General features: G+C 65.7%; 21 protein-coding genes. 12 read left to right on the top strand and 9 right to left on the bottom strand.

Annotation, left to right across the window (positions count from 1 at the left end):
• Positions 1-355 precede the first annotated feature (355 nt).
• The 3 genes from AB0C87_RS41510 to AB0C87_RS41500 all read left to right on the top strand — a co-directional run bounded on the left by AB0C87_RS41510 (position 356) and on the right by AB0C87_RS41500 (position 2,380).
• Positions 356-562, top strand: coding sequence for a hypothetical protein (locus tag AB0C87_RS41510; RefSeq protein WP_360582055.1), 207 nt, complete (start codon positions 356-358; stop codon positions 560-562).
• 357 nt (positions 563-919) lie between these two features.
• A complete protein-coding gene (locus AB0C87_RS41505; protein WP_360582053.1) occupies positions 920-1,831 on the top strand; it encodes a hypothetical protein in 912 nt (303 codons plus the stop codon).
• A gap of 33 nt (positions 1,832-1,864) precedes the next feature.
• Positions 1,865-2,380: a hypothetical protein gene (locus AB0C87_RS41500; RefSeq protein WP_360582051.1), complete on the top strand. Its 516-nt coding sequence runs from the start codon at positions 1,865-1,867 to the stop codon at positions 2,378-2,380.
• A 27-nt stretch (positions 2,381-2,407) separates the two neighbouring features.
• Here AB0C87_RS41500 and AB0C87_RS41495 read toward each other — a convergent pair whose 3' ends face one another.
• Positions 2,408-3,187 (bottom strand): PaeR7I family type II restriction endonuclease, encoded by a 780-nt coding sequence (locus tag AB0C87_RS41495; protein ID WP_360582049.1) that lies wholly within the window; start codon positions 3,185-3,187, stop codon positions 2,408-2,410.
• A 119-nt stretch (positions 3,188-3,306) separates the two neighbouring features.
• Complete coding sequence (locus tag AB0C87_RS41490; protein WP_360582047.1) at positions 3,307-4,986, bottom strand: Eco57I restriction-modification methylase domain-containing protein; 1,680 nt, start codon at positions 4,984-4,986, stop codon at positions 3,307-3,309.
• A gap of 835 nt (positions 4,987-5,821) precedes the next feature.
• Here AB0C87_RS41490 and AB0C87_RS41485 point away from each other — a divergent pair.
• Entirely contained in the window at positions 5,822-7,141 is a 1,320-nt protein-coding gene (locus AB0C87_RS41485; RefSeq protein WP_360582045.1) for a pentapeptide repeat-containing protein, read from the top strand.
• A 346-nt stretch (positions 7,142-7,487) separates the two neighbouring features.
• Here AB0C87_RS41485 and AB0C87_RS41480 read toward each other — a convergent pair whose 3' ends face one another.
• Positions 7,488-7,637, bottom strand: coding sequence for a hypothetical protein (locus tag AB0C87_RS41480; protein WP_360582043.1), 150 nt, complete (start codon positions 7,635-7,637; stop codon positions 7,488-7,490).
• A 3-nt stretch (positions 7,638-7,640) separates the two neighbouring features.
• Positions 7,641-7,751, bottom strand: coding sequence for a hypothetical protein (locus tag AB0C87_RS41475; protein ID WP_360582041.1), 111 nt, complete (start codon positions 7,749-7,751; stop codon positions 7,641-7,643).
• A 557-nt stretch (positions 7,752-8,308) separates the two neighbouring features.
• Here AB0C87_RS41475 and AB0C87_RS41470 point away from each other — a divergent pair.
• Complete coding sequence (locus AB0C87_RS41470; RefSeq protein ID WP_360582039.1) at positions 8,309-8,896, top strand: hypothetical protein; 588 nt, start codon at positions 8,309-8,311, stop codon at positions 8,894-8,896.
• 1,067 nt (positions 8,897-9,963) lie between these two features.
• On the top strand, positions 9,964-10,536 hold the full coding sequence (locus tag AB0C87_RS41465) for a hypothetical protein (protein WP_360582037.1): 573 nt from the start codon (positions 9,964-9,966) through the stop codon (positions 10,534-10,536).
• A gap of 129 nt (positions 10,537-10,665) precedes the next feature.
• Here AB0C87_RS41465 and AB0C87_RS41460 read toward each other — a convergent pair whose 3' ends face one another.
• Entirely contained in the window at positions 10,666-12,411 is a 1,746-nt protein-coding gene (locus tag AB0C87_RS41460) for a hypothetical protein (protein WP_360582035.1), read from the bottom strand.
• Positions 12,412-12,488: 77 nt separating this feature from the next.
• On the opposite strand from AB0C87_RS41460, the gene AB0C87_RS41455 reads away from it, so the two are divergent.
• Both AB0C87_RS41455 and AB0C87_RS41450 read left to right on the top strand, forming a co-directional pair.
• Positions 12,489-13,154 carry a metallophosphatase domain-containing protein gene (locus tag AB0C87_RS41455; protein WP_360582033.1) on the top strand — a complete coding sequence of 222 codons (666 nt, stop codon included), beginning with the start codon at positions 12,489-12,491 and terminating at the stop codon, positions 13,152-13,154.
• Positions 13,155-13,372: 218 nt separating this feature from the next.
• Positions 13,373-14,056 carry a hypothetical protein gene (locus AB0C87_RS41450; protein WP_360582031.1) on the top strand — a complete coding sequence of 228 codons (684 nt, stop codon included), beginning with the start codon at positions 13,373-13,375 and terminating at the stop codon, positions 14,054-14,056.
• A gap of 122 nt (positions 14,057-14,178) precedes the next feature.
• Here the strand turns inward: AB0C87_RS41450 and AB0C87_RS41445 are convergent, their stop codons facing one another.
• Positions 14,179-14,871: a hypothetical protein gene (locus AB0C87_RS41445; RefSeq protein WP_360582029.1), complete on the bottom strand. Its 693-nt coding sequence runs from the start codon at positions 14,869-14,871 to the stop codon at positions 14,179-14,181.
• Between the two features lie 176 nt (positions 14,872-15,047).
• On the opposite strand from AB0C87_RS41445, the gene AB0C87_RS41440 reads away from it, so the two are divergent.
• The 3 genes from AB0C87_RS41440 to AB0C87_RS41430 all read left to right on the top strand — a co-directional run bounded on the left by AB0C87_RS41440 (position 15,048) and on the right by AB0C87_RS41430 (position 18,390).
• Positions 15,048-16,829: an aminotransferase class I/II-fold pyridoxal phosphate-dependent enzyme gene (locus AB0C87_RS41440; protein ID WP_360582027.1), complete on the top strand. Its 1,782-nt coding sequence runs from the start codon at positions 15,048-15,050 to the stop codon at positions 16,827-16,829.
• Complete coding sequence (locus AB0C87_RS41435) at positions 16,826-17,629, top strand: phosphatidate cytidylyltransferase (RefSeq protein WP_353831332.1); 804 nt, start codon at positions 16,826-16,828, stop codon at positions 17,627-17,629. Before AB0C87_RS41440 ends, AB0C87_RS41435 begins: the two co-directional genes overlap by 4 nt.
• 194 nt (positions 17,630-17,823) lie before the next feature.
• Complete coding sequence (locus AB0C87_RS41430) at positions 17,824-18,390, top strand: heme-binding protein (RefSeq protein WP_360582025.1); 567 nt, start codon at positions 17,824-17,826, stop codon at positions 18,388-18,390.
• An 85-nt stretch (positions 18,391-18,475) separates the two neighbouring features.
• Here AB0C87_RS41430 and AB0C87_RS41425 read toward each other — a convergent pair whose 3' ends face one another.
• From AB0C87_RS41425 to AB0C87_RS41415, 3 genes are all read right to left on the bottom strand, one after another.
• Entirely contained in the window at positions 18,476-18,832 is a 357-nt protein-coding gene (locus tag AB0C87_RS41425; protein WP_345173074.1) for a hypothetical protein, read from the bottom strand.
• A gap of 250 nt (positions 18,833-19,082) precedes the next feature.
• The gene (locus AB0C87_RS41420) at positions 19,083-19,214 is read right to left on the bottom strand and encodes a hypothetical protein (RefSeq protein ID WP_345173076.1); all 132 of its coding nucleotides are present in this window, start codon (positions 19,212-19,214) and stop codon (positions 19,083-19,085) included.
• Positions 19,215-19,333: 119 nt separating this feature from the next.
• Positions 19,334-19,771, bottom strand: a complete 438-nt coding sequence (locus AB0C87_RS41415) for a peptidase inhibitor family I36 protein (RefSeq protein WP_360582022.1) — start codon at positions 19,769-19,771, stop codon at positions 19,334-19,336.
• Between the two features lie 179 nt (positions 19,772-19,950).
• Between AB0C87_RS41415 and AB0C87_RS41410 the strand changes: the two genes are divergently transcribed.
• The gene (locus AB0C87_RS41410) at positions 19,951-21,249 is read left to right on the top strand and encodes a cytochrome P450 (RefSeq protein WP_345173079.1); all 1,299 of its coding nucleotides are present in this window, start codon (positions 19,951-19,953) and stop codon (positions 21,247-21,249) included.
• Positions 21,250-21,252: the final 3 nt, after the last annotated feature.

Below are 21,252 nucleotides of genomic sequence, written 5' to 3'. Positions count from 1 at the left end.
CAGATACGACAAGCTCTCCGTCCGCTACCAGGCAACCCTCGAGATCACCGCCATCAACGAATGGCTCCACCTACTTCGAAACACGGCCTAGACCGACTCGCCGAAGCCCTCGCCGCCCAGGGATGGCGCACAAGACGACGCTTCCACGTCTCCCCGGCAACGCTGCGGGTCGGGCCCACCAAGCACGCGCCGGCCACTGAGGAACTCAGCGCCACGCACTTCGGCCGATGGGTCTACCTCACCCGCAGCAGCGCCCAACCCATCCCCTGCGCCGACCTGGATCAGGCGGTCACCGAGGTCGAGCGCATCCTCTGGGGCCGGCTCCACCAGCCGAGGCCCGGAAAGGGCCGCCGTCATGAGCGGCAACGCTGAGACCAAGCGAGCCGCCCAAGTCCTCGCCGAGATGTTCCCCGGGGTCCAAGCCTGGTACGGGGAGGCGACGGGGGAGTGGTGGGCGATGATCTCGCTACCGACCGGGGACCGCCTACTGTCGGCCCCCGACGTCCACCAGCTACGCGAGCAGATCACCCTGACGAAGGGGTGGCCATGGCATCAGAGGTGAACACCCCGACCACTCCCCACACCACCTAGCCAAAGTCCGCACACGGCCCCTGAGTTGCCGCCACAAGGCTCCTGACCAGGCAACTCAGGGGCCGATGCATGTCCAGAAGCCAAGATCATCAGAAGGTCCCGTCCGCCGGATGAGAACTTTCTCTACGTCTTCAAGGGCGCCCGCTACGCGGCCGCCGCCGGTCGGCCCGGGCCGGGCATGCGGCCTCTCCGGGCCGACCCGCCCCGGCCGCCCGGCAAGTTCGATCCGCGAAACGGACACATTGTCGTTTCGTCGCGCAGTTCTGATGACGTGGCGCTCTGCTCAACTGGCTAGCGCATAACATGTAGTAGGTCTAGCATTGCCCGTATGGTCTCGCGTCGACTGGTTTATTCCGCGTGGAGTTCGATCCCGAATCGAGCGACCTTCCTCCCATCCACAGTCGCAGCTCAACTCGCTAACGCGATCAGGGCCAATCCGGAATCCACGATCCTGACGAACGAAGAAGTCGCCACTGCGGTCACGGTCCTCGAAAGAGGTTCAGAGACAGAGCCGTCTGTCTTCCAACTGCTTGCACTCCGAGGACCTCAGCAGAGGCCTTCTCAATACACTCCAGGAGAAAAACTAGGCCCATTGCCACTGCTGGACGATCAATACCCTGCGGACGTTACCCACGTTGCAGTGTGGCCCGATGGCATCGTGGGACAAGACGTTCACGGAAATTCGCCTAGACTTGGACGTCTCTCGTTCTATTTCAGAAAAAAATTCAACAGGCACATCGCGTTCGAGCAACTCTTTCGGCCGGACATGCAGGACCGACTTGGGGAAATTAGAGGCCGGCTACGGACAGTCCGAATTTCTCTAACCCGTCCCGAGTACGTCAACACAGATGGTGGCGCGTTCGCGACACTTATACCACAAGTTTTTGGGGAATCTGCTCCTTCCATTTCTGTCGCGATTGGGATGGGTAGATACGGGCCTCGCGATCGCTACCTCAACGATGCGACAGAGGAGGCAGTCTTCCGCGTTGTAGAAGACATGCATGATGTCGTGGACCGTCTAATTATCTCGGGGAGAAACGAGAGAACGGGCCTAGTCGAAGAGATCAATCTTCTAAACGAGAGGATACAATCCAGGGTTGATCTGCCATCGAGTCCGGACGTCGACACTCTTCCCGATGAACAGGCAGTAATTGATGCACTCAAAACAGCGCATCGCGAGTTTCACGCTGATGGAATTTTCTCTAGGGCTGTCCAGGCTCAAGCTATGCGGTCTCGCTAGAGACTGTCGTACCCTAGAGGTAGAGTCACCTATATGCACACACGGCTAGTCCGCATGTTGCTCTGGCTAGACAAGAATCTATGGGCGATCCCTACGATTCCTTTCGTTGCTTTCGAGGTAAGTCTGGCGGGGATTCATCTGACCGGACACGGCCCGGTTTTGCTTGCTATGGTCTCGACCTCGGCAAGGCAAGAAACATATGCTTCGCTTACAAACACCGCCAGCGCACTACTCGGCTTTACGATTGCCGCAATTGCAGTGCTCGCCGCCTTCCCTCCGCGGCCATCCAACAATGCAGCACAAAGAGCATCTGAGCAGAGACTATCTGCTGCCCGGACCAAGCTCATGGCTTCCCTGCTTGCTACGAGCTTCTTCATGCTGACCCTCCTTATTACCTCCACCGTTGCTCTAGCGGTAGATTCGAAAAAAGTCGGTAATCCGCTCCTTGTTGCGCTAGTTCAGGGGTCAGCGCTAGCCGTTGTCTTCGGTCTTCTTGTAGGTGGCGTTGGAGTGCTTTTTGTTTTGCTAGAGCGATCGAATATTCCCTAAGTTGCACAATATTTTTCCGACCAACGGCTAATCGAAGATCGTTGTTTGTTTTTCAGGGCCCGGGATGCCGAGATCGTGAAGATACGTAATGCGCGCATTGATTGCCGCCGAGAAATGCTGCCAGTCCAATCTGACGGAGGGTTCGATCGGGGTTGGCTCGTGCTCGGATGAGGTGATGTAGCAAACTGAGTCGTACAAACCCTCATCAATCACCCGCTTGCAGAAGAGCGCATACCTGTCTCTGTAGGAAGAATTACTCAGCCAGATTGGATCCACTTCAAAAGCTGGCTTGATCTTGTTGTTGCGTTCCTTCTTCTCGGTGCGGGAGACAGGATGGTCCTCCATGATGAAGAAATAGCCAAGCCAAGGCTTTTCGCCGGGGAAAATGCTCTCCAATTCTGCTCTCCGGAGATCTACGGCGCTGCCTAGTGCCTCCTCCAAGCGATTATTGTAATTCTTGGCGAAACCTTTACCCTCCTCTCCTGCACCCAGGCCTTTCAGTTCAAACGCTGCGACGAGTGTGTCACGGTATGCAACTACCAGATCCCATTTCTTCTGCGGACGATAATATCCAGGCAGTTCCAGGCGATCTCCTTCTCTGACTCGGATCGCACTTGCTGGAAATCCCGCATCAACGAAGAACTTGGCTATTAGATGGGCGATCGGATCAAAGTGCTTCCCGCTCCGAATAGCTCCAGCCGTGCCGGCCCCTACTGCATTGGCGATTTTCGAGGCTTCCATCTGCGCCTCTTTGACGCCCCAGTAAGCCTTTACTGCCGTCACGAAGTCGTCATAGGTTGGTGCCATTATGTCTCCCGGGGGGTGGAGGTGTATAATGTGAGATTAAGTCGTGAAAAGCAAGCAGAGGTGCTTTGGGGTGAGATGTTGCAAAAGTCGAAATTATCGAGTTCTAATATTGAGAATCTTTAGTCCGGGATGCCTTCTATCTTGTAGGCGCTGAGTGCGGCGGCAGTTGCGCCTTGAACGTCTCGCATTTCAAAGGCTCTGATGAGGGCGTTCCGTGTCTCAGGGGGGATATCCGCCGGATTGGGAACGCGGATCCTGCGAAGGTACTGAGCCTGAAAACGCAGAGTCCCACCACGCATTCTGACGGCATAGGCTTCGACGAAAGCTTCTGCAACCTTGGATAGCAGAAGGCCGCCGAGGACCTTGAGATCCCACACATCAGAGGTCACGTAATACAGATTATGATGGGGATAGTGGCCCCCCTCATCGAGGACCGGATGGATCGTCAGCCTCATGTCCGGCAAAAGCAGTTTTGGACGCGCGATCAGTTGGTGGTCAACCTTATCGATGGTTTTGTACCAGCGGTCAGGGTTCTTCTTTGCAATGTGGCGCTTGCTTAGGGCGGCCCGGTGCCGTTCAAGGTAGGCCCAGAGGCGCGGATAGTCGGAGAGAGTGACCAACTGTCCACTGAGGCTCCACGGGTTGACGAGGTATCTGCCACCCCAATGAAGCTTGCCTGACGCGGTATCGCGAACCATAGACAACGGTAGGAGACGGTCGGGCTCCACCAGATCAGGGTTGTCAGTGATGAAGATTTTGTCGGCGCCTGTCGCTACGCCAATACCGACCCGCGTTCTGGTTGTTTCGTCCTCCAACGGCAGAAAATTGTCGCTCAGCTGTTCCAACATCGCGAGACGCGCCGGAGAGGCCGCTGGCCACGATTCCTCGCCAGGAAACCAGTGTGGAAGGCGGGCAGCGTGAAACTCCGGAGCGTCTATTCGAACGGCACTCGGCTTCTGAGTCCAAGACAACATGGCCCGAGCTTGCGCTGGGCCGAAATCCCGCGTCGTCTCGGCCGCAATGGCCGAACTTTGAGAACGATTGCTAATTATGGTGATGGCTGGGTAGGCGGACACCTGATCATGAAATGCATCCACATCGTGCATATTCAGTACTAGGTCCACGCTGAATCGATCGCTAACTAGCTGTCGAAGGCGTCGCCCATATTGGTTCCTCATCCATCTGTCCGCGCAGATAAAGCCTAGCTTTCCGCCCGGCTTCAAACCACGCAAACCCAACTCGTAGAAGCCGACGTAGATATCTGCCCTGCCGACCATAGTGGGGCACGCGGACCGGTATGCTGCCATGCGCTCGTCCGGAACGGCCTCCACTCGCATGTAGGGTGGATTGCCTACAATAAAATCTACTTGAGCGAATCTGGATTTCTTTGAAAGTAGATAATCTCCTCTTGTGACCCACCCTCGGACTACTTTCGATACTTCTATTTGATCCCAATCATCTTCAAGTAGCTGAGTAACTAGCAAATCTCGTGTGTGCTTGACATTATGGTCGAGGAGGTCAAAGGCCTCCAAGGCCTCTTGGGCGTCCAAAAGTGATCGGCCGAATGTTCGACACGAGGCCGAAAGTCGTTCAACGATGGGGCCGAGAAAGGCACCCTGGCCGCAAGCAGGTTCACAGATACGCAGAGTTGCAAGGTCTCGGTCCGCCGTGTAGCCGACGAGGTCTAGGATCAGATCTACGATCCAACGCCGTGTGAACACCTCACCGTGCTCCACTTCCACTTCGGGGAGCGAGGGCAACAACGGGGTCTGGGAGTTGAACGGCGCTTCAGCAGGCACTGTACGAAGATACATCCCCCGAGGAGAATCACGGGGACGCCGTCTTAGGTGTCTGCGGGCTCACCGCTGCTTCACTAAGCATCGGCAGCCCAAATATCTCGTATAGCGAGACGAGTGTGAAGCGGGGGCCTCGCGGCCCCCAGCCCCCCGCGGGCCGGAGGGCACGCCCGCGCGAATCGGTCTGTCACAGCGTCTCGTCGTTCGCGCGGGCGCACCCTCCGGGACGAGTGTGGGTGCTAACGGCGGTGCTAACAACGAGGTCGGATGATCTTGGACGGGTGTGGACGTCCGGGAAGTTGCGGCGCTGGTCAGCGGGCACGTGGGGACATGCCTGGACGTCGCTGATCTCGCTTGTAACCAGACGTCTGCAACGACGAATCGTGGCCTGTGGCGTCTAGGGCGGCGTTGCTCGTGCCCACCCATGCCCACGCCGCTCGGAGCATGTGGTCTGGGTGCCGGTCACCAGACGCCGGCCCGCCAGGTCGCGATCCGCGCCTTGCGCAGTTGGCTCCAGTCAAGGGGCTGCTGTCCGGTCAGGACCCCAGGTGGTAGAGCGAGAGTGAACCAGCTGACAATCGGTTTGCGGCCTCTGGAGAGTCAGAGCACTCGCTTGCGGTCTATCTGGCACACCATCGGGAAATCGCTCGGAGAGTTTGGTGCGATGCGCACGTCTGATGCGCTGGGCGCGGGCGTCCCGCGTGGCCTCATCCTGCCCACGATCTGAACACGTAGGACATGGGTTGGTTGAGACCCCAAGTGGCGGTGCCTAGGTCTAGGGGGGAGATGAGAGCAAAGTACCGCGGAGGGTATCCGGATTTCTCTATCATCACGGGTCGTGAGCGATAACACCGAACCCGCAGGACGGGATAAGCGCCATGTGAAGGACGCCCACCGCACGTTGGGGCTGTGGTCGATCCGGCGGGCGCTCACCGTGGCATTTACCACCGCAGTGATCCTGCTGGTTGCTGCCTGGTCTTTCATCTTCTGGCTGTTGGGCTCACCATCTAAGGCTACGCCCCAACCTCTGGACACCAAGGCACAGTTGGAGCTCCTCAAACTCGGCTTCGCCCTGGTCGCTGGTGTCGGTGCCCTCGTTGCTCTGGTTACCGCTTACCGGCGCCAGCGCGTCGACGAAGCAGCGGCCGAACGAGCCGAACGGGCCCAAGCGCATGCCGAACAGGTGGCACGGGTCAATGCTTTCGACGCTACCGAGCGCCGCGTCACGGAACTGTTCGGACAAGCTGTGGAGCAGCTTGGGCACGAGAAGGCCGCCGTTCGTTTGGGCGGTCTGTATTCATTGGAGCGCCTCGCCCAAGGTCACGAACAGCACCGGCAAACCGTGACTGACGTCGTCTGCGCCTACTTGCGTATGCCTTTTCATCACCTCCAACTAGACGCCTCAGAGGCAGTACCCGTCGAGATTGCCCGGCAAGAACTCCAGGTTCGGCTGGCCGCTCAACGAATGTTGCATCGTCATTTGACTGCCTTCCCATCTGATGAAGAACAGTCCAAAAGATATTGGGACGGTATTCTCATTGACCTTGGCGGCGCCCACCTTATCGAGTTCGACTTCACTCGCTGCCGTCCTGTACGCGCGAATTTCTCTGAAGCCCTGTTCACGGGTACCGCAAGGTTCGACGAGGCTAAGTTTGTCGAGGAGGCCGGGTTTGGTGGAGCGCGGTTCAATGGCAACGTCAAGTTCAGCAAAACCCAATTCGGCGGCACTGCCAGGTTTGATGCAGCGAAATTCGATGATGAGGTTGGATTTGATCGGGCCCAGTTCGATGGGAGTGCCTGGTTCGACGAGGCTTGCTTCGGAAAGGATGCCTGGTTCGGTAGCGCTCAGTTCAACGGGCCCACATGGTTTGAGGATAACCAATTCTATGCGGGCGCGTGGTTTGATGAAGTTGTATTTAATGAAACTATCCGCTTTCGGGGGGCTAGATTCAACGGAGATGCCGGGTTTCGCGGGAGCCAGTTCAACGGCACAGCCGAATTCAACGAGGCCCAGTTCCACAACGAACCCGACTTCGAAGGTGCCACGGCGAGGCTACTCAACGCCAACCACGTATGGCCCTCCTCCTGGAGAGCGCAAGCGCAGTCACCAGACGCTGAAGTTGCCCAACTCATCCGAGTGTCGCGAGAGCGGCGATGAGGGCGGCTTCAACAGACAGTCCCACACAGCGACACATCTCGCCGGATGCTCAGTTCCCTGGTAGCAGCGGTGGTTCCGGTTAGCGGTTGGGCGTCTACCACGTGGCAGGGTGCCGAGAAGTACAGCACGGAAGTACCGCAACAGAGGCTTACGGCCGCTGGCACTGGCGACCGAGCGCACATGGTTCTACCTGCGGTAACGGTGGTGATCGTGGGGCGGCTGGTTTATTGTAAACAGAAGGTAAGGGGTTCAAGTCTCCTCGCCGACTCCCAGCTCAAAGCCCCCTTCCCAGCGCTGGAAGGGGGCTTTTGCAGCACCGTGGGAGCCGCCGTGGGAGCCACGGGAATCAGCCGCCGAACAGTGCGCTGCTCATGGCTTTGGCTGTCGCGCGTTTGTCGTCCACGATCAGGTGACCGTAGGTGTCTTTCGTGAGGGCGATGCCCGCGTGACCGAGAGTCTCCGAGACCACGTGCAGCGGCGTGCCTTGCGCCAGCATCAGCTAGGTCCCCGAGTGGCGCAGCTCATGTGGATGCCAGTGACCGAGGCCCGTCCGCTGGGCCAGCTTGGAGAACGTGTGCGAGAAGTTGTCTGGGGCGGTGGGGGTGCCCACCTCGGACGGGAAGATCAGCTCGTGATCCTGCCAGGCTTTGGCCGAACGCGAGCCGTGCCTTGGCCTGGTCGGTGTGCAGCGTGCGGAGCTTGCTCACGATCTCTGGCGTGAACACGAGAGTCCGCCGTGACTTGGCCGTCTTCAGCTCGCTGAGCACGATGCGCGTCTTGCGACCGCTGTTCTCTTCCGGAGTTTGCGGCGTATCTGGCCTCTCGCTGTTCCAGAGCCGATCGACCTTGGCCACCGTGAGCTTCTTGCAGCCCAACGTCGGCACCAGGTGCAGACGGACCATGTCGGCGTAGTCGTCTTCCGTGGACTCTGCCAGAGTGCCCGGTAGGTTCACCGAAACCCAGCGTTCAAGGAACGCCTTCATTGTGATCCGGTCGTCCGGCACCGTGCCCGTATCGACTGCCTCGCGGACCTCCCCCGGTCGGCACCTCCGCTTGACCGGCAAGCCGCTCGGGCGGTGCATTGCCGATCGGTGCCGGCCAGCGACGGTCTTCTGAGAACGACCGCCAGGAAGAGCGGTCCGCAAAGGAAAATTTGGAGGACCCAACGTGTCTACCAAACGACGCGGGGCCATCGCGGTGCTTCTGGCGCTGCTGGCACTGCTCGCGAGCGGCTGCGGTCTCGGAGAGACCGACGGCCGGCCGCCGACCTATGCCGACGCCTGCGCGCAGGACGCGAAGATGCTGGCCGACCTGCCGGGCGGCGAGGCCCTGACGCGGGCCCTGGAAACCCAGAGGGAGTCGGAAGACGTCTACGCCGTCATCTGGGTCGACGTCCATCTCCTCCGGGCACCCGGCTGCCCCGGCAGTTCCGAAGCCGATCCCCAGTCCATGGCGATCGAGAAGACCATGCTGACCCTCGCGATCGACAAGGTCGAGCCGGCAGTCTCCAGCAAGACCATCTACCGGCCGGTCGCTTCCGAACTCGCGGCCGTGGTCCGTCTCTCCAGCTCCGAGAAAACCGCGCTGGAGAGTTTCCGGCGGCTGATGGAAACGGTCGACGGGGATCTCACCAAGACCGGCATCGGCGGGAATGGCCCGCTGAACGACACCTCGGTCTCCGGCTACCTGTTCGTCGGAGCACGGGGGTACGGTCACTGGCCCGACCGGGACTCGCGGCTCGGTCCTGGCCGATGAACTCCTCCCGGCGCCACTGACGGCGCCGGGACGCCAGTCGAGGGCGGGGCGGATCCCAGCGATCCGCCCCGCCCTTCCGTCTCGTGTGAGCCCCTCCTCATCCGCGACGCCATAGGGCGTGCGCGGGTGAAGGCACTGGCTCGTATCGCGACACGCTGTGAGCGGCTTCCGGGGATTCTGCGCAGGGAAGAACAACGTTCTCCGGGAGGTCTTACTGGCTTACAGGTTGTGCAAGGCGGAGGCACCGAGGGATGGCGGCAGCCTCAGCTCGTCGAGCCACGGGCACCTGCCACGTGGCGGACGGCCCGCCGTCCGCCAAGCCCAAGGCCCGTCGAACACCTCCAACGAGAGCCTTCTCGAACACGGGCTTGGAGGCCGGCGAACGCCGTGATCAGGCGAGAAGTACCGCGACAGAACTGCTGGCAGCCACCACCAGGTGCACACGGGTTGCCTGGGGTTCGCGTGGCGATCTTGGGGTGGCCAGTCTCTTGTGAACAGATGTCCGACGCCGCCAAGGTCGCCCGCTCCTGGAGGCATTATGGCCGTCTGGCGTGGGTGCCGGCCCGCCGCGCCGCCCGCGGACGTCCGGCCGTGCCGATCAAACGGCTGGCCCTTCCGGCCGACTCTTGCTCGCCAGCCGCTTTGAAGTAGACGGATACCGTCTGTCCGCCCTGCTTGAGGCCCCCGTAGCGGTCGACCGTTCGTTGGCAAGGCTCGCTGCGGTGCTGGCGGATGCCCGAGCGCACATGGCGCTGATCGGCAGGCACGATCTGGTGAACGCCCGGAAAGGCCCTGAGGCACGTCGGGGGATGGTGAGTCTGCCGAATATGTGCCGGACCCCCGCTGTTGTCCGAAGTCGCCGTAATCCCTCTGACCTGTTGAAGGCGCTCAGCGTCGGCGCTGTGCGTTTTGCCGCCTGAGGCCTAGGTGTTGCTTGCGCTACCAGCGCCCACTTTCGCAGGGTGATGTCGGTGGCTGGCGGGCGGGGGCATTTCCGGGACGGTTGTTCTTAGCGCTCGTACATCGACGCGTGAAGCAACCCAAACACCTCACCTAGGAGATTCGACATGCAGCGTCGTATCACCATGCTCCACACCCACAGGGCCATCGTCATCAACGGCGGAGCCGCCGACGTGGTCATCGTCGTGGAAGACCGAGAAGAGATCGAGGTCGTCCTCGACTACCGCGGACGCGGACTCAAGAGGGTGCCCGACGGCGCCTTCCTGTTCTCCGGTCCCCATTTCGACACCGTGGAGGGCCGTCATCGGCGCGGCCTGTCGCGGATCGGGACCGTCACCGTCGGCCTGCCGCTCAGCGTCCGTCAGATGGAGGCGACCAGCGGAGGTGCCATCACCGTTTCCGGCCCTTCGGACTGGGTGCACCTGGACGGTCGGAAGGGCATCACGATCGGGGAACTCACCTTCGGTTCCCTCACCTCGTCCGGCCCGATCGTCGTGGGCAGGGCTGCCGGCAAGGTCCACCTGTACACCCATGGCGGGAACGCCAGTGTTCGGGCGGACAACCCCACCGAGCTCGTGATCAGCACGGGGGGCGGTGATGTCGAGGTCTCCGGTCAGTGGCAGGAGGACGCCCTGGACGTACGCGAAGAGGGCGGGAAGGTGACCTTCCGCAAGGAGTGATCCATCCGCCACCTGCACATCAAGGGGTTCCAGCGCTGGCTGGTGCCTCCCTAACAAGCAGGGCCCGGCATCGCCGGGCCCTTGCTGTTTTCCGCTATCGAGAATCCGGCGCCCGGGCGCACCGGTTCATCACGCCTCGGGAGCGATGCGTCTCAGGGCCTGGCGGGCGTGTTTTGCCACGTCCCCCTCGCCTTCGGCGTAGTCGCGGAGGACGGGGAGGACGGGGCGGGCGGCTTCGCCCATCAGGCTCAGGTCGTACAGCGTGCGCACCGGGTCGGCGGGGATCTGTTCGATCAGGACGGGGAGTGCCTCGCCGGCGTCGCGGGTGGTGTGCCAGAGGGCGAAGGCCGCGGCCGCGCGGGCGGGTTCGGTGGGGTCGTCGCGGACGGCGCGCAGGGCGGGGACGGCCGCGCGGGCCCGGGGGCCGAGTTCGCCGAGCCAGTCGCAGGCGTTGGTGTCGAAGCGCCAGCCGTGGCGTCCGGCCTTGCGGTCGAACTGGTGGCGGCGCTCCAGGACGTGCAGCAGCAGGCCGACGACCTCTTCGTCAGCCGGTTCGCCGAGGCCCATGAGAGCGCGGATGGCGGCAAGGCCGGTCTCTGGGTCCGGGCCCGACGCGACCCGCCGGAGGACGGTCAGTGCCTGTTCGTCGGCCAGGCCCCATCTGCGCAGGAACATGCAGCACGCGGCGGCGGTCTCCAGGTCACCGCTGTCGGGGGCGGGGACGCCGAGCCGCAGGATCAGTCCTTCGAGGACGGCGGTGACCTCGGGGACGGCCTGTTCTCCTTCGGGCCATTCCCTGATCCACGACAGCAGGGCCTTGGCCTCGAAGGAGGAGGAGCTGGCGAGCCGGGCTCGGACCTGCGGCCAGAGATGCTCAGCCAGCGCCGATGCCGCACGGAACCGGTGCTGTAGCTGGAGATCCAGGGGGGCGTGGGCGATCAGGCGCTGAAGCGCGGGCACGCATCGAGGGTCACCGCGCTGGGTCAGTGCGACGAGGGCCATCTCCGACAACTCGGGATCGCTCAGACAGGCCGCGAGGGCATCGGCGTATGCGGGGTGGGACGGCAGGTGGTTCTTGGCCACGGCCGCTCGCCGTACCACGGGGTCTGGGTGCCGCAGCAGGGACGCGACGGCGGCGGCGTGTTCGGGGAACCGGGGGAACAGGCGGTCCGCGGAGGCGACCAGGAGGTGGGTGGCCGCTGGGTTCGCTGGGCCGGTCCTCAAGCGCGCCAGCATCCGGGCCAGCCAGCGTGAGTGCAGCTCGGGCGTGGGGTGAAGCCAGCTGACGACGGCGTCGACGGGGCCGCCCGGCGGGAGGCCGACCCATTCGGGGTCGCCCCAGGCCAGTTCGGCCAGGGCCGATCCGGCCTCGCCGTCGCAGTGGGTGAGCGCGTCGAGGACCGCGTCGTCCACCGTCTCGGGGCTGTGCAGCAGCAGGCCGAGCGCGGCGCCCAGCGCGTCGGACGGCTCGCGATCCAGCCGGCGGCGCAGGTGGTCGTGGGCCAGGGGGTACCGGCCTAGGGCGAGCAGCAGCCCGAGCCTGGTCGGGGCGTCCGGGTCGCTCTCGCTCCTGGCGCGGATGCGGGAAACCGCATCGTCGGGCATGTCCAGGTAGGTGAGCACGACGGCCAGGATCCGGCGGATCTGAACGTTCGGGTGGGTGAGCCGCTCCAGCAGCGCGGCCGGCTCCGCGTTCGCGGAAGCGCCCAGTCTGTCGACCCAGTCGCCGAGGATGAACGGCGATTCGACCTCCACGTTCAGGTCGGCCAGCAGCGCCTCCAGTGCCGCGCCGCTGCGCTCGCCGGGTTTGTCCAGGTCGACGTCGAAGTCCCGGTAGACCACCGCCTGCCAGTCGAACCCGATCACTGAGCCCACGCGCGCACTCTAGCCCTGGACCGCCCCTGCGGGCGGTGGTCTTCAAGGGCGGTGGGGCGGCTCAGTACGCTCGGCTCATGCGGATTGTGGCGGTCGCCGATACGCACACCTATCATCGCGAGCTCGCCGTCCCCGACGGAGATGTCTTCGTTCACGCCGGTGACCTGTGCCGGCGCGGCAAGGACCCGCGAGAACTCGAGGACGCCGCGGACTGGATGCAGGCCCTTCCGCATCGTGCGAAGGTGGTCGTCGCGGGAAACCACGACTGGATGTTCATGGACGACCCCGCACGGGCCCGTGCCGTTCTCGCCGATCGCGGTATCCGCTATCTGGAGGACGGCGGAACGGAGATCAACGGCGTCACCTTCTGGGGCAGCCCCTGGCAGCCGGAGTTCAACCAGTGGGCGTTCAATCTCCCTCGGGGCCGTTCCCTCGCGGAGAAATGGGCTCTGATTCCTGACGGCGTCGACGTCCTGGTCACCCACGGGCCTCCGCTCGGAATCGGTGACGCGAACGCCTACCCCGGACGCCACGGTTGTGAGGATCTGCTGGCCCGGGTGCGGCAGGTTCGTCCCAAGCTGCACCTGTTCGGCCACATCCACCAGGACGGTGGGCTCTGGCGCCACGGGGAGACGACTTTCGCCAACGTCACGACGTGGGAATGCGAGCGCGGCCCCACCGTTGTCCGCCTGGACGCCTCGGGTGCGGTGGGCGAGATCGTGCCGCCCGCGCGAACCCGCTGAGCGACGACCGGGCCCGCTCTATGCGGGGATGAGAACGGTACGGAAGTGCGGCCACGGAGGCCTTTTCTGCCCGGCGCGTGGCCGCTCTTTGTTTTGGCGTGAGCACCCTTTTCGATGCCACGGTCGGCCCGCGTCCGTGACGACCTTGACCGACACCCGCGATGCCGTACGGTTCAGCCTGAGGGGAACGCGTTCCCAGATCAATCAAAAAAACTCACGTGAAGGACGAAGATATGGCGATCGCCGAGGTCAACGTGACGTTGGCAGCTCTCGGTTTCTGGCACCTCGCCGGAGCCGACCGGGCGGAGAAGGAAGCGGTGGCGCTTGAGAGGGCGCGTCGGTGCTTCCCCCCGGAGGCCTCCCTTGAGGTCGCCCCCGACCAGGGAATTCCGGTCGTGGACGTCGTGGAGGTCGGACCCACCATCCTCACCGAGGTGAACAAGGACGAGGAGACGGTCACCGTTCTCGCGTTCAGCGGCCTCACAGGGGCCGGCAAGAAGGAGATCGAGCAGACGGCGCTGAGGAAGGCGCGCGCCTGCGTCGGCGAAGACGCGCGGCTGGAGATGTTCTACTGCGTGATGTACGAGAACGAGGACGCCGACGGTCCCCGCTACGAGACCTCCTGGGTGAACGTCGCGGCGGTCGAGCCGATCAGGCGTCCGCGGCTCGACGAGGAGGTCGAGCCTCTTCTGCTCATGGGCGTCACGGGGAGCACCAAGAAGGAGGTCGTGCGGAACGCGCTGATCAAGGCGCGTGCGGACGAGTCCTTCCGCCGGCGCGCCGGCGCGGACACCGAACTGTGGGTCGACTTCTCGGAGCACGGCCTGCAAGCCCGCACGTCCGCTGCCGGGTCCTCGGACCTCTACGTCGCCGATGGCCTGAAGGTCTGGGCGGTCGGCTGAGACACGGGCGACCCTTCGACGGGGGTCGCTCCCCAGGAGTGTGGCCCTTCCCGAGCATTCGGGAGGGGCCACATCTCTCTGCCGAACAGGCTTCTCCGAAGGCGGACGACCGCCTGCGGCGGTCAGGGGTCGCGTTTCTCCGGGGGCGGGAGATACGGGCGGAAGTGGTCGGCGACGATGTCGGCGACGGCGCCGGCGTCGCGGCTCCCGTCGACTTCGATCACGCGGATGCCGAGGCGCCGGGCGGAGCGGACGGCGTCGTCGGCGACGAGGCGGTCTCGTTCGATGCGGTTGCGTTGGGCCCGCGCGGGGTCGCTGACGCGGGGTCCGAAGGCGGCGGCTCGGGGGAGTTCGCGCAGTTGCCGGTCACGGAACGCCTCGGTGGGCACCATGACGACCATCTGCCGGGGGGAGCCGAGGACCGGCGCGACCAGCTCGGGGCGCAGTCCCCAGCCTTCGGCGATGACGGGGCGTCCCGAGACGAGGGCGCGCAGGTCGTCCAGGGCCCACTCGAAGCGGACCGGGAAGCCGGCGAGCGTCTCGGCGGCCATGTCCTGGGGGGTGGTGTTCACCCAGGTGGCGTCGGGGTCGGGGTCGGCGGGCGGATGGCCGAGCCTGATCCGGCGGGCGATCCGGCGGTCGTTGTGGCCGCGGGCGTCGTGGTAGTCGTAGTTGTAGCAGGTCAGCCCGTAGCGGTCGGCCAGCAGCCGGGTCACGGTGGACTTGCCGGCCCACTGCCCGCCTCCGACCCACAGGACCCGGCGAAGCGTGCCGTAGGGGTCCCAGACCTGGCTGTCGGTGGCGTCCTCGGTCACAGGTCTCCTTCTTCGCGTCCAAGTGACCCGATGTAATCAGATGCCCCGGCTCGATGGCACCGCGAGCGGGGACCACCGGTTCCGGCGCTGTTGAGTACGAGGCGCCGGAGGGCTGAGTACGGGTACCCAGGCGGTGGCGCGACGGCCTCGGCAGAGTGGCGCCCGAGGTGAGGTCAATGACTACGGATCAACAACTTCCGGGAACGTCCGCCGCCGGTTCGCTCGTCGCGCCCGGCGTCGAGGAGCTGGAACTTCGGATGTCGTCCGAAGCGGACGTCGAGTGGATCGGCCGTCTCCGGCACGAGGTCTACGCGCGGGAACTCGGCCAGCACGCCCCCAACGACGCCGGGCTGCTCACCGACGACCTCGACGGGAGCAACGTCTACATCGTGGCGGTCCACCACGGCCGCCCGGCCGGGTTCATCAGTGTGACGCCTCCGTGGGCGGGCCGCTTCTCGATCGATAGGCACCTGCGGAGGGACGAGCACCCGGCGCTGTGCGAGGACGGCCTGTTCGAGATCCGGATCCTGGCCGTGGATCCGGGCCTGCGGGGCGGGATGATCGGCAGGCTGCTGATGTACGCGGCGCTCCGCTGGGTGGCGGGGCACGGGGGCCGGGGCATCGTGGCCCTGGGCCGGGTCGAGCTGTTGCCGATGTACCTGGAGCTCGGGCTCGCGTCCACCGGGACGGCGGTGCGCTCCGGTGCCGCCGGGTTCCAGCTGCTCACCGGCGACGTCGCCGAGCTCACCGACCGGACCCTGCGACGCCACGGGACGCTGCTGCGCGAGCTGGCACAGACGGTGCGCTGGGGGCTGGAGGTCCCGTTCCTGCCCGGGGACGAGATGTGCGCGCACGGCGGTGCGTCCGTCGAAGCGCTCGGACGGGGCTTCGACACCCTGGACGCGAGCGGCGAGGTGGTCCCCGCCGACGTGCTCGACGCGTGGTTCCCGCCGGCTCCCGCCGCGGTCGCCGCCCTGACCCGCGGGCTGGACTGGATCGCGCGGACGTCCCCGCCGGTGCGGGCGGACGGGCTCGTCGAGGAGATCGCGCGCCGGCGGGGCCTGCCCGAGAGCGCCCTCGCCGTCGGGGCGGGCTCCTCGGACCTGATCTTCCGCGCGTTCCGCGGCTGGCTGGACGCCTCCAGCCGGGTGCTGCTGATCGACCCCTCCTACGGTGAGTACGCGCATGTCGTCGAGCGGGTGATCGGCTGCCGTGCCGACCGGTTCCCGTTGCACCGCGCGGAGGGCTGGCGGATCGATCCGGAACGTCTCGCCCGCGTCCTGCGGAAACGCTATGACCTCGTGGTCATCGTCAACCCCAACAACCCGACCGGGGTCCATGCCGACGCGGCCCGGCTGCGGAGGGTGATGGAGGACGCGCCGGCCGGGACCCGGTTCTGGATCGACGAGACGTACGCCGGCTACGTCGGCGCGGGGCAGACGCTGGAGCCCTACGCGGCGGAGGCCGGTAATGCCGTCGTCTGCACATCGCTGTCGAAGATGTACGCCCTGTCGGGCCTGCGGGCGGCCTATCTCACCGCGCCTGCGCCGATCGCGGCGGAGCTGCGCCGCTGGACCCCGCCGTGGGCGGTGAGCCTGCCCGCCCAGATAGCCGCGGTGAACGCGCTGCGCGATCCGGCGTACTACGCCTCCCGGTGGGCCCAGACGGCGGTGCTGCGCGCCGAGCTCGCCGCGGCGCTCGCCGAGGTCGACGAGAACCTGTCCGTCAGCGAGTCGGTGGCGAACTTCGTCCTGCTCACGCTGCCCGGGGGCGGGCTCACCGCGTCCCGGCTCGTCGAGCGGTGCAGGCGGCGGGGGGTGTTCCTGCGGGACCTGTCGCCGATGTCCCCGGCGTTCGAGGGCAGGACGGTACGGATCGCGGTACGGGACGCCGCGGCGAACGCCCGCGTGGCGGTCACCGTCGCCGAGGCACTGCGCGCCCCGCTCGGCATGGCGTGACCGGGGTCGCGGGTCCGCTCCCTTACCTCGCCGGAGCGCTGCTCGTCGGCGGTATCGCGGTCGTGCTGTCCAAACGGCGCGAGTACATGCTCCGGTGGTGCGCCTGGGCGGTGGGCGTGCCCGTGGTGGTCATCGCACTGGACGTGGGTCCCGGCGGTGCGGCCGTCCTCGCCGCCTCGGCGGGAGTGGCGTGCGCCATCGAATACGGCGGCCTGACCGACCTCCCGCGGCCGGACCGCGCGGTGCTCGCCGTCGCCGTGCCCGTCGCGCCCGTGACGGCCTGGGTGGCGCCCGCCCATCTGCTCCAGGCCCTCGCCCTCACGCTCGCGGCCGTCGCCCTGGTGCCGGTGCTGGCCGGGGACGCGGCCGGCGGCCTGTCCAGGCTGTGCTTCGGGGTGCTGGGAGTGATCTGGTTCGCGCCGCTGGCCGGCGTGGTCCTGCTCGGACCGGAGGTCCTGGCCTTGTTCGCCGCGGTGTCGATCGCCGACATCACCGCCTCCTTCGCGGGCCGGTCGCTGGGCGGGCCGCCCCTTTCCCGGCTGTCGCCGTCCAAGCACTGGAGCGGCCTGCTCGCGGGGACCGCCGCGGGGCTGGGGACGCTGGCCGTGTTCGGTGCGTTCACGCCCGCCTGGGCGGTCGCGGTCGCGGTCGGCGCCCCGCTGGGGGACCTGCTGGAGTCGATGGTCAAGCGGGGGGTCGAGGCCAAGGACTCCGCCTCGTGGCTCGCGGGCGCCGGCGGTCTCCTCGACAGGCTCGACTCTCTCCTTCTCGCCCTTGTGTTCGCCCTGGCGCTCGGCTGACGACCGGCCGGTGGTCAGCCGAGCGTCACCGGCAGCCCCCACCCGCGCCCCGGCTTTGGGGAGCCATGGCGATTCGTTTCCCGAGTGTTGCGCGGCGCTCTGCGCACAGCGGGTTGTTCCCGGGCCCCGGCCCCATTACCGTGCATATCTGAACGATCACTCTATGTAGTCGGATGTTGCAGAATCGGGGAGACATGTCGATCAGGCATCTCGTGGGCGGCGCCATCGCGCTGGGCGCGGTCGCGGCCGGGACCTTCGGAGGTACGGGGACGGCGTCGGCCGCGGTGCCGGCCGCCGCCATCACCGTCTACGGCGGGCATGGCGGACACGACGGGCACGGCGGGCATGGCGGGCACGGCAAGGCCACGGCACCGGAACGGGTCCTGTCCGACAGCGCGCTCGTCCGGGCGTCCAGGGCCCTGGTGCACTCGGCGCGGCGCCACGGGAACCAGCACGTGACGATGGTCATCATGGAACGGGCCGGCACCATCCGGCTCGTGGTCCGCACCCGCAAGGCGGGCCCGCAGACGTACGAGTCCGCCAAGCGCAAGGCCTACACCGCCGTGGCGTTCGGCCAGCCCACGAGCGCCCTGACCGGAAACGAAACGATCAAGCAGATCCCCGGCACCCTGGTGCTGCCCGGCGGTGTCCCCGTCAAGTACCGGGGCTTCCCCATCGCCGGCATCGGCGTCGGTGGCGCACCCGACGGCAGGATCGACGAGGCCATCGCCAACGACGTCCTCGCGGCCATCGGCCGCTGACCGAAAAGCCTGGGAAAGCAGAAAACGGCCCCGAGGGGGCCGTTTTTCAATCGGACCAGGACTCGGCGGGAGCCCCGGTGGGGTTTCACTTCGAGCCGTCGGCCCAGAAGTGCTTGAAGAGCAGGAACATCAGCAGCATGAAGCCGGTGCCGCCGATGCCGGTGATGATGTTGCCCACGGCGTCGACACTGAGGTCGCTGTTGATGGCGGTCGTGATGACCGCCGTGAGGGCGACCGAGCCGGCCACCAGGTGCTTCTTTCCCTCGGCGGGGTTCTTCGCCAGCCGAACGACGATCCTGTAGCCGCCGAGGACCAGGCCGGCCCCCAGAGCGGTGAAGATGAAGTGGGCCCTGTCGCCGGAGACGAAGACGACGAGGGTGACGAAGGCCGCGACGGCGATGACGACGCGGTTGCGCTTGAGCATGGCGGTGATGTTGTCCATGATCGGGTTTCCTTTGCGTGAAGGGCCGCGCTGAGCACGGCTGTGATAATTGGGTTTGTCGGAATACGTTCGCGCTGAGCACGCCTGCGGTACTGACCGTCCCGAGGAGCGCCCACTGCGCAAGCGTCCGGTGGGGACCGATCTGTAGCCGCTGGTCGCGGAGGCGGGGGCCCGGAGCGGGACATGGCGTGAAACAAGCCGGCTCCCCGCGCACAGCGCGGGGAGCCGGTGGTTCAGTTAGAAAGGCGGGTCAGCTCTTCGCATCGTCCCTCGCCTTCTCGGCCTCTTCCTTGGTGTCGTAAGGCCCTGAGATCTCCCTGTCGGTGCCGACTTCCAGCACCCACCACTTCTTCAGCCTGCGTTTGCGCACATGCGTGTCCACATCGTCCTCCTTGCTTTGCGTCGCCGCCCGCGCCTAGTGCGGACGGTCGGTTCCTTACCGTGTTGGTCTTGTGGCAGTGCGCAAGGGAAGTGGATCGGAGGAGCCCGGCCTCTGGGGCGTCAGGCCCAGTCGACCAGGTCCACGGTGTCGTTGTCGGACGGCGGCTCCTCCAGGGGCTGGCCGGGGTACAGCGGACGGACCTTGCCGTTGTCCGCGTCGATCAGTACGGCGAGGCCGTGGGTGTTGTTGACCCACGAGGAGACGTTGTTGGCGGCGGTGTCGTCGCCCATGGGCAGGTCCTTGAGGTCGACCTTGTAGCCGGCGCCGATGCCGTAGGCCGGGCCTCGCCGGTTGTAGTCCCGGTAGAGGCAGAGGGTGACCGGGGGGCAGCCTTCTGCGTCGCCGAGCTTGACGACGCCGGGGGGAAGGTCCGCCTCGGCGGTGCGCGTCGTGACCGTGGCGGCCTGGGCCGCGGTCGAGACCGCGGGGCCGGTCACGATGGCGCAGGCGGCCAGGGCGGTCGTGGTCACCAGGAGGCGCGCTTTCCAATTGGCCATCGGGGGGCTCTCCGTTCGTCTGGTGTGGTTGGCGGCTTGAGTGACGCCGCGCGACCACCGTTGCACGGAGAGTGACAGTGCGTCAGCTCGCCGTGATGGCCTTATGTGGTCAATCGACTACCGACAGTGAGATAGAGCGAAGGGTTGTCGGGGGTTGGGGCGGTTCCTACGGTTGAGGCATGGACGGACGGGGTGCGCAGGGGCCGGGGGCGGTCGAGGCTGTTCGGTGGTGGGGCCGGATGGCCCGGAACCCGCTCGACACCTACGGGGCCTTGGCCAGACGCTACGGAGACACCGTGCGGGTGCCGTTCGGACGGAACCGGGCGTTCTTCCTTCTGTCGCGTCCCGAGCATGCCGAACGGGTCCTCGTCGCCAACCAGGACAACTACGTCAAGGCGTTCACGTATCGGCCGCTCCGGGCCGTTCTCGGGGACGGTCTCCTGACCAGCGAAGGCGGGACGTGGCGGCGGCATCGGCGGGTGGTGCAGCCGGTGTTCGCGCAGCGTCATGTCGTCGGGTTCGCGCCGCAGATGGTCGATACGGCCGCGAAGGCCGTCGAACGGTGGCCCGACGGGGTCGCGCTGGACGCGGCGAGGGAATTGCGACGCCTCACGTTGGGCATCGTGGGACGGGCGTTGTTCGGCAGCGAGCTCGAAGGGGAAGCCGAGAAGACGGGGCGGGCGCTTGAGGCGCTCCAAAGAGCGGCCGTCGTCGGCACCTTCCTGCCCGGGGCGGCCGCAAAGCGCGGCGTGTATCAGCGGGTGCCGGGGCTTGGGGGTGCGCTGGAACACCTCGACGGCATGGTCCAGCGGGTCGTGCGGGGCTCGTCCGGCGGCGAACTGTTGAATCTGCTCAAGGAGAGCGGTCAGTTCAGCGAGGCGGAGCTGCGCGACGAGGTTCTCACCCTGTTGTTGGCCGGTCACGAGACCACGGCGGCTTCGCTTGCCTGGACGTTCATGCTCCTGTCGAAGTACCCGGCGGCCAGGGACCGCCTAGAGGACGAAGTGGACGAGGTTCTGGGCGGCAGAGAACCGACGGCTGAGGACGTCGACCGGATGCCCTGGACGAAGGCCGTCCTGTCCGAGGTGATGCGGCTCTGTCCACCTGCCTGGACGATCGAGCGTGACGCCCTCGAAGACGACGACGTCGCCGGAGTGCAGGTGCCGGCAGGCTCGACGATCGCCGTGCCGCCTTACCTGATTCATCGGAACGCCGAGGTCTGGCCGAATCCGGAGGGCTTCCAGCCGGAGCGGTTCATGGGGGAGCAGACACATCCCCGGTACGCGTATCTGCCGTTCGGCGGAGGGCGCCGCATCTGCGTGGGCGCCGGTTTCGCGATGCTGGAGGCGACCCTGGTGCTCGCCACCATCGCCCGGACGCACCGGCTTGACCTGGTACCCGGTGTGACCGTGCCCGTCCGGGCGGAGATCACGTTCCGTCCCGCGGGGGCCCTTCCGATGCGGGTCGTGCGGAGGTAGCCG

Source organism: Actinomadura sp. NPDC048021, from assembly GCF_040653135.1.
GTDB lineage: Bacteria > Actinomycetota > Actinomycetes > Streptosporangiales > Streptosporangiaceae > Spirillospora > Spirillospora verrucosospora.
The sequence above is the reverse complement of the archived record's forward strand: the minus strand, read 5'-3'. Positions and strand labels throughout refer to the sequence as shown.

Excerpts from the sequence above, each read along its gene's own strand:
- AB0C87_RS41505 (WP_360582053.1), top strand. The coding sequence starts at position 920 with ATGGTCTCGCGTCGACTGGTTTATTCCGCGTGGAGTTCGATCCCGAAT.
- AB0C87_RS41465 (WP_360582037.1), top strand. The coding sequence starts at position 9,964 with ATGCAGCGTCGTATCACCATGCTCCACACCCACAGGGCCATCGTCATC.
- AB0C87_RS41440 (WP_360582027.1), top strand. The coding sequence starts at position 15,048 with ATGACTACGGATCAACAACTTCCGGGAACGTCCGCCGCCGGTTCGCTC.
- AB0C87_RS41510 (WP_360582055.1), top strand. The coding sequence starts at position 356 with ATGAGCGGCAACGCTGAGACCAAGCGAGCCGCCCAAGTCCTCGCCGAG.
- AB0C87_RS41480 (WP_360582043.1), bottom strand. The coding sequence starts at position 7,637 with ATGCTGGCGCAAGGCACGCCGCTGCACGTGGTCTCGGAGACTCTCGGT.
- AB0C87_RS41425 (WP_345173074.1), bottom strand. The coding sequence starts at position 18,832 with ATGGACAACATCACCGCCATGCTCAAGCGCAACCGCGTCGTCATCGCC.
- AB0C87_RS41500 (WP_360582051.1), top strand. The coding sequence starts at position 1,865 with ATGCACACACGGCTAGTCCGCATGTTGCTCTGGCTAGACAAGAATCTA.
- AB0C87_RS41455 (WP_360582033.1), top strand. The coding sequence starts at position 12,489 with ATGCGGATTGTGGCGGTCGCCGATACGCACACCTATCATCGCGAGCTC.
- AB0C87_RS41410 (WP_345173079.1), top strand. The coding sequence starts at position 19,951 with ATGGACGGACGGGGTGCGCAGGGGCCGGGGGCGGTCGAGGCTGTTCGG.
- AB0C87_RS41495 (WP_360582049.1), bottom strand. The coding sequence starts at position 3,187 with ATGGCACCAACCTATGACGACTTCGTGACGGCAGTAAAGGCTTACTGG.
- AB0C87_RS41430 (WP_360582025.1), top strand. The coding sequence starts at position 17,824 with ATGTCGATCAGGCATCTCGTGGGCGGCGCCATCGCGCTGGGCGCGGTC.
- AB0C87_RS41415 (WP_360582022.1), bottom strand. The coding sequence starts at position 19,771 with ATGGCCAATTGGAAAGCGCGCCTCCTGGTGACCACGACCGCCCTGGCC.